14 protein-coding genes are annotated in these 12,541 nt (G+C 65.6%); 9 read left to right on the top strand and 5 right to left on the bottom strand.

Features of this window, described 5'->3' with window-relative positions; translation table 11 throughout:
• Both GPA25_RS14110 and polA read right to left on the bottom strand, forming a co-directional pair.
• On the bottom strand, positions 1-1,329 hold a 1,329-nt coding region (locus tag GPA25_RS14110), incomplete at its 3' end, for an acyltransferase family protein (RefSeq protein WP_169261042.1).
• Positions 1,330-1,536: 207 nt separating this feature from the next.
• The gene (gene polA / locus GPA25_RS14105; RefSeq protein WP_169261041.1) at positions 1,537-4,272 is read right to left on the bottom strand and encodes a DNA polymerase I; all 2,736 of its coding nucleotides are present in this window, start codon (positions 4,270-4,272) and stop codon (positions 1,537-1,539) included.
• A gap of 92 nt (positions 4,273-4,364) precedes the next feature.
• Here polA and GPA25_RS14100 point away from each other — a divergent pair, with 92 nt between their 5' ends.
• The 8 genes from GPA25_RS14100 to rlmH all read left to right on the top strand — a co-directional run bounded on the left by GPA25_RS14100 (position 4,365) and on the right by rlmH (position 9,613).
• Entirely contained in the window at positions 4,365-5,090 is a 726-nt protein-coding gene (locus GPA25_RS14100; protein WP_169261040.1) for an LOG family protein, read from the top strand.
• A gap of 56 nt (positions 5,091-5,146) precedes the next feature.
• Positions 5,147-5,473: a DUF2782 domain-containing protein gene (locus tag GPA25_RS14095; RefSeq protein ID WP_169261039.1), complete on the top strand. Its 327-nt coding sequence runs from the start codon at positions 5,147-5,149 to the stop codon at positions 5,471-5,473.
• Positions 5,474-5,518: 45 nt separating this feature from the next.
• A complete protein-coding gene (locus tag GPA25_RS14090; RefSeq protein WP_169261038.1) occupies positions 5,519-6,460 on the top strand; it encodes a homoserine kinase in 942 nt (313 codons plus the stop codon).
• Positions 6,461-6,463: 3 nt separating this feature from the next.
• The gene (locus GPA25_RS14085; protein WP_169261037.1) at positions 6,464-7,270 is read left to right on the top strand and encodes a BPSS1780 family membrane protein; all 807 of its coding nucleotides are present in this window, start codon (positions 6,464-6,466) and stop codon (positions 7,268-7,270) included.
• A 5-nt stretch (positions 7,271-7,275) separates the two neighbouring features.
• Entirely contained in the window at positions 7,276-8,049 is a 774-nt protein-coding gene (locus GPA25_RS14080; protein WP_169261036.1) for a BPSS1780 family membrane protein, read from the top strand.
• The gene (gene nadD, locus GPA25_RS14075) at positions 8,030-8,713 is read left to right on the top strand and encodes a nicotinate-nucleotide adenylyltransferase (RefSeq protein WP_169261035.1); all 684 of its coding nucleotides are present in this window, start codon (positions 8,030-8,032) and stop codon (positions 8,711-8,713) included. Before GPA25_RS14080 ends, nadD begins: the two co-directional genes overlap by 20 nt.
• Positions 8,713-9,078: a ribosome silencing factor gene (gene rsfS / locus GPA25_RS14070; RefSeq protein ID WP_169261034.1), complete on the top strand. Its 366-nt coding sequence runs from the start codon at positions 8,713-8,715 to the stop codon at positions 9,076-9,078. The genes nadD and rsfS overlap by 1 nt, the downstream gene beginning before the upstream one ends.
• 64 nt (positions 9,079-9,142) lie before the next feature.
• Positions 9,143-9,613 (top strand): 23S rRNA (pseudouridine(1915)-N(3))-methyltransferase RlmH, encoded by a 471-nt coding sequence (gene rlmH / locus GPA25_RS14065; RefSeq protein ID WP_169261033.1) that lies wholly within the window; start codon positions 9,143-9,145, stop codon positions 9,611-9,613.
• 93 nt (positions 9,614-9,706) lie between these two features.
• On the opposite strand, the gene GPA25_RS14060 is transcribed toward rlmH, so the two are convergent.
• From GPA25_RS14060 to GPA25_RS14050, 3 genes are read right to left on the bottom strand one after another with little or no spacing between them, the layout of a single operon-like run.
• Positions 9,707-10,198, bottom strand: a complete 492-nt coding sequence (locus GPA25_RS14060) for a cupredoxin domain-containing protein (protein WP_169261032.1) — start codon at positions 10,196-10,198, stop codon at positions 9,707-9,709.
• Positions 10,199-10,239: 41 nt separating this feature from the next.
• Positions 10,240-11,130, bottom strand: coding sequence for an ethylbenzene dehydrogenase-related protein (locus GPA25_RS14055; RefSeq protein WP_246265687.1), 891 nt, complete (start codon positions 11,128-11,130; stop codon positions 10,240-10,242).
• A 33-nt stretch (positions 11,131-11,163) separates the two neighbouring features.
• Complete coding sequence (locus GPA25_RS14050) at positions 11,164-11,631, bottom strand: cupredoxin domain-containing protein (RefSeq protein ID WP_169261031.1); 468 nt, start codon at positions 11,629-11,631, stop codon at positions 11,164-11,166.
• 274 nt (positions 11,632-11,905) lie between these two features.
• Here GPA25_RS14050 and GPA25_RS14045 point away from each other — a divergent pair, with 274 nt between their 5' ends.
• A complete protein-coding gene (locus tag GPA25_RS14045; protein ID WP_169261030.1) occupies positions 11,906-12,526 on the top strand; it encodes a Maf family protein in 621 nt (206 codons plus the stop codon).
• The last annotated feature ends 15 nt before the right edge of the window (positions 12,527-12,541 follow it).

The following is a 12,541-nucleotide window of genomic DNA, read 5'->3' as shown; positions in this document are numbered from 1 at the left end:
ACTCAGACCCCAGTAATAATGATTGGCATGGCTGTCGCCGAGAATCATCGCCGTCGGCCGGGCCTCCGGATTGGCGATCAGGCACTTCCCGGGCATGCCGCCCGGCAGGAACCCGGCGCAGTCACCGCCTCCGCGCAGCTCATCGCGCCATTCCAGCGAACCTGCCTCCCTCTTCGCCTGTGCATCCTCGAGACGAAACGCAAGCCCGCCGCGCACCAGGATGTTCGTCGACACCCCGATCACGATCACGCTCAGCGCCAATAGAATCGCAATCGTCCAGCGCCCGCCGCGGCGACGCACCGGCGTCTCCACCAGGCGAAAAGTCAGCCACGACGCCAACACCGCCAGCGCCAGCACCCCCACCAACAGCTTCGTCGTGACCCGGTCGCCCATGGCGATGCGGGCAAACGACAATAGCGGCCAGTGCCACAGATATAGCGGAAAACTGATCAGTCCCACCGCCACCATGGCGCGGCTTGCAAGCAGCGTCCGATTCAGCAACGCCCGCGGCCCCGCCGCAATGAGCAGCACCGCGCCACAGACCGGCAGCAGCGCCCACGCACCGGGAAATTGCCGGCTCTTGTCGATCACGACCAGACCGAGCGCGATCAACGCCAGCCCCAGCACGGACGCGACACTCGGCGCCCACACCGCATCGGCCGGGAATATCGCGCCGTACCGTTGCAGGCGCCACGCCAGCATGGCGCCGAAGAGCAGTTCCCACACGCGGGTCGGCGGCAGGAAATAGCTCGCGCCGGGGAACTCGCCGGACAGCATGACGCTTGCCACCAGCGACGCCGCGGCGAGCGCAAACAGCAGGAGTCCGAGCCGCCCGCGCAGTTTCCAGACAAGCAAGGCCAGCGCCGGCCAGACGATGTAGAACTGCTCTTCGATTCCCAGCGACCAGAGGTGCAGCAGCGGCTTGAGCTCGGCCTCGGTATCGAAATAGCCGGCCTCCTGCCAGAAAACGAAATTCGCGACAAAACCCAGGCCTGCGATCGAATGTTTTCCAAGTTGCGCGTATTCGTGCGGCAGCAGGACGGACCATCCAAGCACCAGGCTAAACAACACGACCAGCAGCAAGGCCGGAAAGATGCGCCGAATGCGCCGGGCGTAGAAATCCGCGAAGCTGAACTCGCCACGACCGAGAGCCTTGATGATGATCGACGAGATCAGGTAGCCGGAAATGACGAAAAAGATATCGACGCCGGCAAACCCGCCGGGAAGCGCCGCCGGGAAAGCGTGAAAGACCACGACGGACAGCACGGCGACGGCACGCAGTCCGTCGATGTCGGCACGATAGGCGAGGTGGGGGTTAGGGTGGTTCATGCGTAGCCCGCATGCAGCGGCGGGTCGAGAATCAATGACGAAAGGGCGGCATTCTATCGGTCATCCCGATGGTATCCACGGACAAGCGCACGCCGCGGGCTGATGCAACAAGTCCGCCGCCCACGGCACGATGCCAAAATCATCGGCTTCGCGCGAATGCTCCGTAACCGTTCTCGACACGGGGCATCCGCCACGCCCTTGGCATCTTCAGTGTGCCTCGTCCCAGTTCTCTCCCGCGCCAACCTCCACCAGCAAGGGCACCGCCAGATCGGCCACGCCGCACATCTGCGCCGGCAACTCGGCGCGCACGCGTTCGAGTTCGTCGCGCGGCACTTCCAGCACCAGTTCGTCATGTACCTGGAGGATCAGGCGCGACTTCAGCCGCGATTCCGCCAGCCACCCATGCACGGCGATCATCGCCTTCTTGATCAGGTCCGCGGCCGTGCCCTGCATCGGCGCGTTGATCGCGGCGCGCTCGGCGGCCTGGCGGCGACCGGCCTGGCTCGCACGGATCTCCGGCAGATAAAGGCGGCGGCCGAACACGGTTTCGACGTAGCCGCGATCCTTCGCCTCGCCCTTGACGCGCTCCATGTATGCGGCGACGCCGGGATAGCGGGCGAAATAGCGGTCGATATAGGCCGCCGCGGCTGCGCGCTCGAGGCCGAGGTTCTTCGCCAGACCGTGCGCGCTCATGCCGTAGATCAAGCCGAAGTTGATCACCTTGGCATAGCGGCGCTGTTCGCTCGTCACTTCCGCGGGCGCGACGCCGAAAATCTCCGCGGCGGTCGCGCGGTGCACGTCCTCGCCCTCGGCGAAGGACTGGCGCAGCCGCGCGTCGCCCGACAGGTGGGCCATGATGCGCAGTTCGATCTGCGAGTAGTCGGCGGAGACGATCACGTGATCGCGCGGCGCGATGAACGCGGCGCGGATGCGGCGCCCTTCGGCAGTCCGGATCGGGATGTTCTGCAGATTGGGGTCGGAACTCGCGAGCCGGCCGGTGACCGCGACCGCCTGCGAGAAGCTGGTATGCACGCGCCCGGTCTTCGGGTTCACCATGCGCGGCAGCTTGTCGGCATAGGTGCTCTTGAGCTTGGCGAAGCTGCGGTGCTCGAGCAGCAGCTTCGGCAGCGGGTAGTCGTCGGCGAGCTGGACCAGCACTTCCTCGTCGGTCGAGGGCTGGCCGGTGGCGGTTTTCTTGACCACCGGCAGACCGAGCTTGCCGAACAGGATCTCGCCGAGCTGCTTGGGCGAGCCCAGGTTGAACGGCTGACCGGCGAGCGCGTGCGCCTCGCGCTCAAGCGTCATCAGGCGGCGGCCCAGCTCCTCGCTCTGCTGTGCGAGCAGGAAGGCATCGATCAGCACGCCGGTGCGTTCCATGTCGAACAGCACCTGCATCGCCGGCAGTTCGATGTCACGGTACAGCGCCGCGAGCGCCGGCGCCGCCTCCAGTTGCGGCCACAGGTTGTGGTGCAGGCGCAGCGTGACGTCGGCATCCTCGGCCGCATATTCGGTGGCGCGATCGACGGCGACCTCGTCGAAACCGATCTGCTTGGCGCCCTTGCCGCAGACCTCCGTGTAGGGAATCGTCGTCAGGCCCAGATGGCGCTTCGCCAGCGAATCCATGTCGTGCGACTTGTCGCTTTCCAGCACGTAGGACTGCAGCAGCGTGTCGTGCGCGATGCCACCGAGGCGGATGCCATGATTGGCGAGCACATGGGCGTCGTACTTGAGGTTCTGGCCGAGCTTGGCGTGGGCGCCGGACTCCAGCCAGGGCTTGAGCCGCGCGAGCACCTCGGCGAGCGGCAGCTGCGCCGGGGCGTCGGGGCCGCGGTGCGCGAGCGGCAGATAGGCCGCCTCGCCCTCGACGATCGCGAAGGACATGCCGACCAATTGCGCCGCCAGCGGGTCCAGGCTGGTGGTTTCGGTGTCGAAGGCGACGAGCGCGGCCGCGTCGAGCTTCGCCAGCCATGCGTCGAACGTGGCCCAGCCGAGGATGGCGACGTAGCCGCCGCGGTGTGCGCCCGGTGCCGCGGGAGGATCCTCGCCCACGGGCGCCGCGTCGCCTGCACGCGGCACAGCGGCCGCGGCTTCGGCCGTCGCGCCGTCGAGCGCCTGCAACCAGCCGCGGAATTCGAAACGTTCATACAGCGCCCGCAGCGCCGCCTTGTCGTCGTCGCGCGCCGGCAGCTCGTCGAGTCCGACCGGCAGCGCCACGTCGGTCGCGACGGTGACGAGCCTCTTGCCCAGCGGCAGGAAGTCGAGATGCTTGCGCAGGTTCTCGCCGACCTTGCCGCCGACCTTGTCGGCATTGGCGACGAGATTGTCGAGCGTGCCGTACTCGGCAAGCCATTTCACCGCGGTCTTCGGCCCGCACTTCTCGACGCCCGGCACGTTGTCGACGGTGTCGCCGACCAGCGCCAGGTAATCGACGATGCGTTCCGGCGGCACGCCGAACTTCGCGGCGACGCCGGCGTCGTCGAGCACTTCCTCGCTCATCGTATTGACCCAGCGCACACCGGGGCGCACCAGCTGCGTCAGGTCCTTGTCGCCGGTCGAGATCACCACCTCCCAGCCGCGCTCCAGCGCCTGGCGGGTCAGCGTGCCGATGACGTCGTCGGCCTCGACCCCGTCGACCGCCAGCAAGGGCCAGCCTTCGGCCTTTACCGCCGCATGCAGCGGCTCGACCTGCGCCCGCAAGTCCTCGGGCATCGACGGGCGGTTCGCCTTGTAGTCCGGGTACCAGTCGTCGCGAAAGGTCTTGCCCCTGGCATCGAACACGCAGGCGCGGAATTCTGCCTTGTAGTCGGCTTCCAGCCGACGTAGCATCGATAACACTCCCCGTATCGCCCCGGTCGGCTCGCCCTTCGAATTGCGCAGATCCGGCAGCGCGTGAAATGCGCGGTACAGATAGCTGGAGCCATCAACAAGCAACAGGACGGGCATCAGAGGAATATCCTTGGGGGAAACCGGGCGCACGCACCGGACTCAAATGAATACCGGCGCGCACGCCGGAAGAACGAAAAGATGAGAACAACATGACCGCGAAAGACAAAATCCCCCACAGCGCCCCGAGCAGCAACGCGCCGCGGTTCAATGCGCGCGAATCGTGGCGAATCTTTGGAATTATGGCAGAGTTCGTCGAGGCGACCGAACGGCTCAACGCGATCCGTCCGGCGGTGTCGATCTTCGGCAGCGCGCGCATCCCGCCCGATCACATGTACTACATGCTCGCCGAACGCATCAGCCGGCTGCTGTCTGATGCAGGCTTCGCGGTGATCTCCGGCGGCGGGCCCGGCATCATGGAGGCGGCCAACAAGGGCGCGTACTTCGGCAAGAGTCCGTCTATCGGGCTCAACATCCAGCTGCCAATGGAGCAAAGCGCCAACCCGTATCAGGACATCTCGCAGACCTTCCAGCACTTTTTTGCACGCAAGTTCATGTTCGTGCGCTTCGCCTCGGCCTATGTCGTGATGCCCGGCGGCTTCGGCACGCTCGACGAACTGCTCGAAGCGATGACGCTGATCCAGACCGGCAAGAGCCGCAACATTCCGGTCATCCTGGTACATGCCCCATTCTGGAAAGGGCTGGTCGACTGGTTCAAGGACCGCCTCGTCGCCGAAAGCATGATCAACCCCGAAGACCTCAACCTGATCCAGGTGCTCGACGAGCCCGAAGACGTCGTCGAAGCCATCTTCAAGCATTACGAGAACCGTGGTTTCCTGCCGCTGCCCGAAGAACACGAACTGCTGCTCAACCTGTGATGACAGGCGAGCAGCGCGGGTCCCTGCTAGAATCCGCGCCATCCAAGGAGAGCACCATGCGTCGCAAGCTGATTGTGCTGCTGATGGCCATCGCAACTCCGGTTGCCGCCCAGCAAACCCCGAAACTCGAACCGATCCCGGAACCGCCACCGATGCCCGCCGGCGCGAGCGACCCGGCGCAGGAACCGCAAGTGACGATTCTCAAGCGCGGCCAGGACACCGTTCAGGAGTACCGCATCGGCGGGCGTCTCTACATGATCAAGGTCACGCCGCCGCACGGCGTACCCTATTACCTCATCGACCACGAGGGCAAGGGCGTGATGACGCGCCAGGATGTGATGCCGACGCTGGCGGTGCCGATGTGGGTCATCAAGTCCTGGTAATGCGCACGACCTCCGGCTACTGACACCGCTTACGCACACCCCGACATGTCCGTTTTTACCGCGGTTGCCCCCGAGACGCTCGCCCGCTGGCTCGGCCGCTATGCCATCGGCCGGCTGGTCGACTTGCAGGGCATCTCCGCGGGCGTACAGAACAGCAATTTCTTCGTCACGACGACGCTCGGCCGCTACGTGCTGACCCTGTTTGAAGCCATTCCGCGCGCCGAACTGCCCTTCTACCTGCACCTGATGGCGCATCTGGCGCGCCACGGCCTGCCGGTGCCGGCCCCCATCGCCGATCGCGACAACGAATATCTCGGCACGCTCAACCAGCGCCCCGCGGCCCTCGTCATGCGCCTGTCGGGCCACTCCGAAATGGCCCCAAGCGAGCGCCACTGCGAGCGCGTCGGTGCGATGCTCGCCGGGCTGCACCTTGCCGGCCTGTCCTACGGACGCAAGCAGGACAACCCGCGCGGCGCGGCATGGCGCACCGTCACCGCCGCCCGTGTGCGCCCCTTCCTGGCGGCCGACGAGCAGGCACTGCTCGATGCGGAACTCGCGTTCCAGGCGGCTGCCAACTACGCACAACTACCCTGCGGCGTCATCCACGCCGACCTGTTCCGCGACAACGTGCTGTGGGATGGCGACTACATCGGCGGCGTCATCGATTTCTATTTCGCCGGCCAGGACGCGCTGCTGTTCGACGTCGCCGTCACGTTCAATGACTGGTGCGCGACGCCGTCAGGCGAACTCGATCCACAGCGCGCCGAAGCGTTCCTCTGCGCGTATCATGCCGAACGCCCCTTCACCGACGCCGAACGCGCCGACTGGGCCGCGATGCTGCGTGCCGCGGCACTGCGTTTCTGGCTGTCGCGCGCCGAAGATTTCCACCTGCCGAAGGCCGGCGAAATGGTCCACGTCAAATCGCCCGCCGAGTACCGCGACATTCTCCGCCTGCGCATCGCGGCCACCCATCCCCTGCCGCTCTGAACGATGACCGAACCCAACCCCTCCGCCTCGACCGCGCCGCGGCGACGCCATCCCCTGCCCCAGCCCGGCCACGTCACCCCGGCACACACGCTGCAATGGCTCACGGCCGGGTGGAAGACCTTCACGGCCAGCCCCGGCACGTGGATCGTCCAGACCCTGATCCTGATCGTCGTCCTCAGTGCCCTCGGTGTCGTGCCCTTGCTCGGCTGGGCACTGGCGCCACTGGCGCTACCGGTGCTCGTCGCCGGCATGCTCTCGGGCGCCCGCGCACTGGACCAGGGTGAAAGCCTGCGCATCGACCATCTGTTCGACGGCGTGCGCCGGCATGCCGGCAATCTGCTGATGATCGGCGGATTTCACCTGCTGGGCGCCTTGCTCGCCGCACTCATTGCCGCCGCCGTCGGCAGCAGTGCCGCGCTCACCGGCATGCTCGTCGGCGCCTTCGCCGGAGTGGGACTGGCGGCAGGTGGCGTCATGCTCGCCGTGGCGGTATTCACCGTGTTGTGGGTGCTGCTGTTGATGGCGCTGTGGTTCGCACCGGCGCTGGTGATGCTGCAGGACGTGTCGCCGCTCGACGCGATGAAGCTCTCGGCGCACGCCTGCCTGTCGAACCTCACCAGCTTCATCGTGCTCGGCTTCATCCTGTACGTGCTGACCTGGATCGCGATGTTGCCGGCGGGGCTCGGCATGCTGGTATGGGTGCCGGTGCTGGCGGGCGCCATGCACGCAGCCTGGCAGGACACCTTTGTGCGACGCCCGGCCCTGCCCGCCCTGGTACAACAGAACTCCGAACCCGGCCGCGAGGCATGACGCGCATGCAAGCACGACAACTGCCACTCCACCGCGGCTTTGCCTGGCTCAAGGAAGGTCTGCAACTGTGGCGACGCAACCCGGCCCTACTCACCTTCGCGTCGTTCGGCTACCTGCTGATGCTGCTGCTGGTCAGCGTCGTGCCGTTCATCGGGCAAGTCCTCGCTTCGCTGCTGATGCCGGTGCTGTCGCTGGGCGTGCTCAACACCTGCCAGGCCATCGCCAAGGGCCGCAAGGCCGGTCCCGACGTCCTGTTTTCCGGCTTTCAGCAGAATCTTCCGGCATTGCTCATGATTGGTGCGGCTTATCTCGCCGGCAGTCTGCTGGTGCTGCTGCTGACCGCGCTCGCCGATGGTGGTGCCCTGCTGCAGGTGATGACCAATGGCGGCAAACTCGATCCCGAAATCGCCACCAGCGCCGGTTTCAGCGTGGCCCTGCTGCTTGCCGTCACCCTGTCGACACCGGTAATGATGGCCTACTGGTTTGCACCACTGCTGGCAGGCTGGTGGAATATCCCCGCCCCCAAGGCGCTGTTTTTCAGTTTTTTCGCCTGCCTGCGCAACTGGCGCCCCTTCCTCGCCTTTTCGATCGGACTGGCGCTGTTCGGCGCGGTCCTGCCCGGCGTGGTACTGGGCATCATCGGAATGGCGTCGCCGACGCTCGCGACACTGCTGTCCGTCCCGCTGCCGCTGCTGCTGATTCCGATGATTTTCGGCAGTTTTTACGCCAACGCATGCGACATTTTCGGCGAGCCTGAGGATGAGTCGGCACAGGCATGAAGCCGGCCCGCTGGGCCTGCTCGGCGGCACCTTCGATCCGATCCACTTCGGCCACCTGCGCCTCGCCGAGGAAGCACGCGAGGCGCTGCGACTGGAGCAGGTCGCGTTCATTCCGGCGGGCCAGCCGCCACACCGCCAGGCCCCGCAGTCGCCTGCCGATGTCCGGCTGGCGATGGTCAGACTGGCCACTGCGGGCAATGCAGGCCTCGCCGTCGATGACGGCGAAGTGTTCGCGCAGGGCAAGAGCTACACCGTCCTCACGCTTGAACGCCTGCGCGTACTGCATGGCGCGGACCGCCCGCTGGTGCTGATCCTGGGCGCCGACGCGTTTAACGGATTACCGACCTGGCACCGCTGGCGCGAGCTTTTCGACTTCGCCCACATCGCCGTCGCCAACCGTCCCGGCTATGCCCCCCACGAGCGGCGCTGGCCCGGCGCACTGTCGCCGGAACTCGACGCCGCCTGTGCAGGACGCATCGACGCCGATCCCGCCGCGCTGCGCAGTGCGCCGGCAGGACGCGTGGTGCCCTTCGACATGACACCGCTGGCGATCTCCGCATCGCTGATCCGCGACCTCATCCACGGCGGGCACAGTGCCCGCTATTTGCTGCCCGATTCGGTTCTCGACTATATTGGGCTGCACCACCTCTACCGCAGAACCTGATGGACACCCGCAAACTCGAAAAAATCGTCGTCGCAGCCCTGGAAGACATCAAGGCGAAAGACATCGACGTGCTCAACACCTCGAAGCTCACTTCGCTGTTCGACCGGATCGTCATCGCCACCGGCGACTCCAACCGCCAGACACGGGCGCTGGCGCGCAACGTGCAGGAAAAGGTGCGCGAGGCCGGAGCCCACGTACTCAGCGTCGAAGGCGAGGAAAGCGGCGAGTGGGTGCTGGTGGACCTCGGCGACATCGTCGTGCACATCATGCAGCCGGCGATTCGCAGTTACTACAACCTCGAAGAACTTTGGGCCGGCAGCTCGGCACGGCGCGGCCGGGCCGCTGCGGGCGCCGCCGCGGAATGAGCCCGGCCCGCGAACGTCGCGGCGCGCGTCCCTGCCAGCAGGTATCGCGGCACATCGCGCGCGCATGAAACTGCTGGTCCTTGCCGTCGGCACCCGCATGCCGGCGTGGGTCGAGGCCGGATTCGACGAATTCGCCCGCCGCATGCCGCGCGAGCTGCCGCTGCAGCTCATTGAAGTTAAAGCCGAACCGCGCACCACCGGCAAGACCGTTGAAGCCATGATGGCCGCCGAGGCGACGCGCATCGAGGCTGCTCTGCCGCTGCGCTGCCGCCGCGTGATCCTGGATGAGCGCGGTGCGGACCTGACGACGCTGGAGCTCGCCCGCCGCCTCGAAGCCTGGCAGGCGGACGGCGCGGATGTCGCGCTCATCGTCGGAGGTCCCGACGGCCTCGCGTCGCCGCTCAAGGCGAGCGCACACGAGCGCGTGCGCCTGTCCAGCCTGACCCTGCCGCATGCATTGGTCCGCCCGCTGCTCGCCGAGGCGCTATACCGCGCCTGGACCGTGCAGAAGAACCATCCCTACCACCGCGAATGAAGCCGCCTCGCGCCAGCTGCGGCGGAAGCGCCGCACGGCGCGCATCGAGCGCCGCCGGATCGACCGTTTTCCGCAGCGGCGTGCAGCGCCGGTCTACGGCATGATATGCACCACCCCTTCCATGCCGTCGTCGCGGTGGCCAGGCAGGCTGCAGTAGAACGAATACTCGCCCTCCTTCAGCGGCACCAGCCACAGCTCGATGCTGTTTTTCGAGCGCACATACACCGAGTTCACGTAGTCGGCGAGCACACGTCCGGCAGCCGAATTGACCATTCTCAGCGCAATCACCGATTCATTGAGCAGCGACCCCCCGACCATGTCGTGGGCAACCGCTCCGACATTCTTGAGCACCAGCCGGTAGGGCTGTCCGCGCTTGAGGCTGATCTGCTCCGGTTCGTAATGATGGTCCTGCAACGCGATCTCGACTTCGATCGCGGCGGACCAGTCGATACCGACCAGTGCCGGATGTAGGTGAATACCATCGGAATCCTCGTCGGCGGCGAACGCGGCCGGCGCGAAGCAAACCAGCGCGGCAAGCGTCAAGGCACGCCAGATTGAAGCAGCACAATGGCGGGAATCGGTCATATCGCAGTAAGGTTGGAGCAATTCACAGTCGCGCGCGGTGATTACTTGACCGCGGCAAAATCGAACAGCAACGGCTCCGACACACTCTTGTGCTCGGCCGCTGCCTTGTTGAACACGGCAATCTGGCCGGTGATCCTGTCGCCCGGCTTGAACGGCGCATCGTCGGCGTTGCCGGTGCTCAGCGCCCGGCTGAACTCCAGATGCCAGCGACCGGCCTTCCACACGCCCTTCGCAGCCACATCGGCAGCACTGCCAGCGGCCTTGCCGAGCGCAAACGAGGGCAGTTTGTCGCCCTTGTTCTCCTTCGGGCGCGGCAGCATCTCGTAGGGCGCGCTACCCTCATCGCGACGCTTCGAGATAAACACCACCGGACCGTCCTTGATCTGGTACTCCGCCGCGGACTCCTGCACCTTCGTCGTGACATGGTGCGTCATGTCTTCGGCGACGCCAGCGGGATTGGTCCGCGCCGCCGACCAAAGCCATACGTCGACCTTGTAGTCCTTCGTCGACAACATCGTGCGGTCGAAGTCGCCCGCGAGATGGAAGCGCACGGCGAACATGTCTTCGAGCTGGTTTTCGCGCTGATATTTTTCACCGCGCCAGCCCCACTCCTTGTGCTGCGTGTCGGCAGCGTCGTCCGGGTAACGGACGGCGATATACAAGCGCCCGCCAGCGACCCCAGCCTTCATCTCGACCGTCAGGCTTCCGGTCGTATTGCGCTCCCCGGCCGGGTCCAGCCCGTACTTGGCGCGCTCCTCACGCTCCAGTGCGGGCTTGACCGGCACTTTCACCCAGCCGTCGCCGCCCCATTCCGCCAGTTCGCCATCCACCTTCGGCGCGGATGCCAGATTCGATACCGGCACGGAAAGGGGGGCCTGCGCCAACACCGCCAGCGGTGCCAGCAGCAATAGCGGAGGAATCAGTTTCAGCATGCGCACGTCTCTCGGGCCGGGGAATCGGAATGCTTACTCGACGGTGATCGTGCCGTGCATGCCCTGATCCTTGTGATCCTCGATCGTGCACACCACCTCGAACTGCCCCTTGTTCACCGTGACGAAGAACAATTCGACCGAACCACCGTCCTTGTAAGCCTCGACCGCGCTGAAATACGGCGCCTTGATCTCGCCACCGTGGGGTTTCGGCGTCTGCACCTTGCGCCACGCCACCGACTTGAAGAATTCGGACGCGGTGTAATAGTGATCCTTCTCGCCGACGTTCTTGATCACCAGCTTGTACGGCTGGCCGGCCTTCAGCTTGAGGTCCTGCGGCGCAAAGCTGTGTTCATCGAGCTCGACGGTCACGGTTTCCATCGCATCCCAGTTCGCCGCCTTGACGATGGCCGCTGCATCAGTGATGTAATCGGCTGCCGACACCGCGGCGGGGAAGGACAGGATGGCGCCCGACAGGGCCAGTACCAAAAACGACATGCGCATTACAGGCTTCTCCATGATGATTCGGGGGCGTATCGGAGTCCCCCTGAACAAGGTTGCCGCTTCTATCCGGGCCGGTACGCCCGCAGGATTGTCGGCACGAATTCGGGTGCATAATAACCATACATTGTATCAACTTATTTCAGTCGCCATCGACCCGCGCCACCGCACTGACACCCATGTGCGCGCGTGACAGGGCGATCGGCATCACAAGCTGGCGTAGAATTCGGACACTCGACCGAAACTCCCCATTTTGCCCTTCAAGCACGCGAGTCCCATGACCAGTCTGCAAGCCCGCATCTATCTTGCCTCCCGCAGCCCGCGCCGGCGTGAACTGTTGCGCCAGATCGGCGTTCATTTCGACTTGCTGGTGTTCCGCGGCGGCGAACGCGGCGACGATGCGGACGTCGACGAAACGCCTCTGGAGGGCGAGGACGTGGAGCGCTACGTCGAACGCGTCGCGCTGACCAAAGCCGCGGCGGGCTTCCGCCGCTTGCAGTGGCGGACCTTGCCGCATCGCCCGGTGCTGGCCGCCGACACCACCCTCGAACTGGACGGCCAGATCATTGGCAAGCCAAGCGATGCCGACGATGCCGCGGCGATCCTGCGACGCCTGTCCGGCCGCACGCACAGGGTGCTGACCGCGGTGGCGATGAGCGAAGGTACGCGCACGCGCAGCCGCAGCAGCATCAGTGAAGTGCGCTTTCGCGCGTTGAGCGATGCGGAAATCCGCCACTACGTCGCCTCGGGCGAACCGATGGACAAGGCCGGCGCCTACGGCATCCAGGGGCATGCGGCAATTTTCATCGAGGAAATCCGCGGCAGTTACACCGGGATCATGGGCCTGCCGCTGTTCGAAACCGCCCAACTGCTCGACACCTTCGGCTATCCTCTCTAGCCATTAGCCGCTGCC

Origin of the sequence: Aromatoleum diolicum (genome assembly GCF_012910955.1) — a bacterium.
GTDB classification, from domain to species: domain Bacteria; phylum Pseudomonadota; class Gammaproteobacteria; order Burkholderiales; family Rhodocyclaceae; genus Aromatoleum; species Aromatoleum diolicum.
The sequence above is the reverse complement of the archived record's forward strand: the minus strand, read 5'-3'. Positions and strand labels throughout refer to the sequence as shown.

Excerpts from the sequence above, each read along its gene's own strand:
- GPA25_RS14100 (WP_169261040.1), top strand. The coding sequence starts at position 4,365 with ATGACCGCGAAAGACAAAATCCCCCACAGCGCCCCGAGCAGCAACGCG.
- nadD (WP_169261035.1), top strand. The coding sequence starts at position 8,030 with ATGAGTCGGCACAGGCATGAAGCCGGCCCGCTGGGCCTGCTCGGCGGC.
- GPA25_RS14050 (WP_169261031.1), bottom strand. The coding sequence starts at position 11,631 with ATGCGCATGTCGTTTTTGGTACTGGCCCTGTCGGGCGCCATCCTGTCC.
- GPA25_RS14090 (WP_169261038.1), top strand. The coding sequence starts at position 5,519 with ATGTCCGTTTTTACCGCGGTTGCCCCCGAGACGCTCGCCCGCTGGCTC.
- GPA25_RS14045 (WP_169261030.1), top strand. The coding sequence starts at position 11,906 with ATGACCAGTCTGCAAGCCCGCATCTATCTTGCCTCCCGCAGCCCGCGC.
- rlmH (WP_169261033.1), top strand. The coding sequence starts at position 9,143 with ATGAAACTGCTGGTCCTTGCCGTCGGCACCCGCATGCCGGCGTGGGTC.
- GPA25_RS14080 (WP_169261036.1), top strand. The coding sequence starts at position 7,276 with ATGCAAGCACGACAACTGCCACTCCACCGCGGCTTTGCCTGGCTCAAG.
- polA (WP_169261041.1), bottom strand. The coding sequence starts at position 4,272 with ATGCCCGTCCTGTTGCTTGTTGATGGCTCCAGCTATCTGTACCGCGCA.
- rsfS (WP_169261034.1), top strand. The coding sequence starts at position 8,713 with ATGGACACCCGCAAACTCGAAAAAATCGTCGTCGCAGCCCTGGAAGAC.
- GPA25_RS14085 (WP_169261037.1), top strand. The coding sequence starts at position 6,464 with ATGACCGAACCCAACCCCTCCGCCTCGACCGCGCCGCGGCGACGCCAT.
- GPA25_RS14060 (WP_169261032.1), bottom strand. The coding sequence starts at position 10,198 with ATGACCGATTCCCGCCATTGTGCTGCTTCAATCTGGCGTGCCTTGACG.
- GPA25_RS14095 (WP_169261039.1), top strand. The coding sequence starts at position 5,147 with ATGCGTCGCAAGCTGATTGTGCTGCTGATGGCCATCGCAACTCCGGTT.
- GPA25_RS14055 (WP_246265687.1), bottom strand. The coding sequence starts at position 11,130 with ATGCTGAAACTGATTCCTCCGCTATTGCTGCTGGCACCGCTGGCGGTG.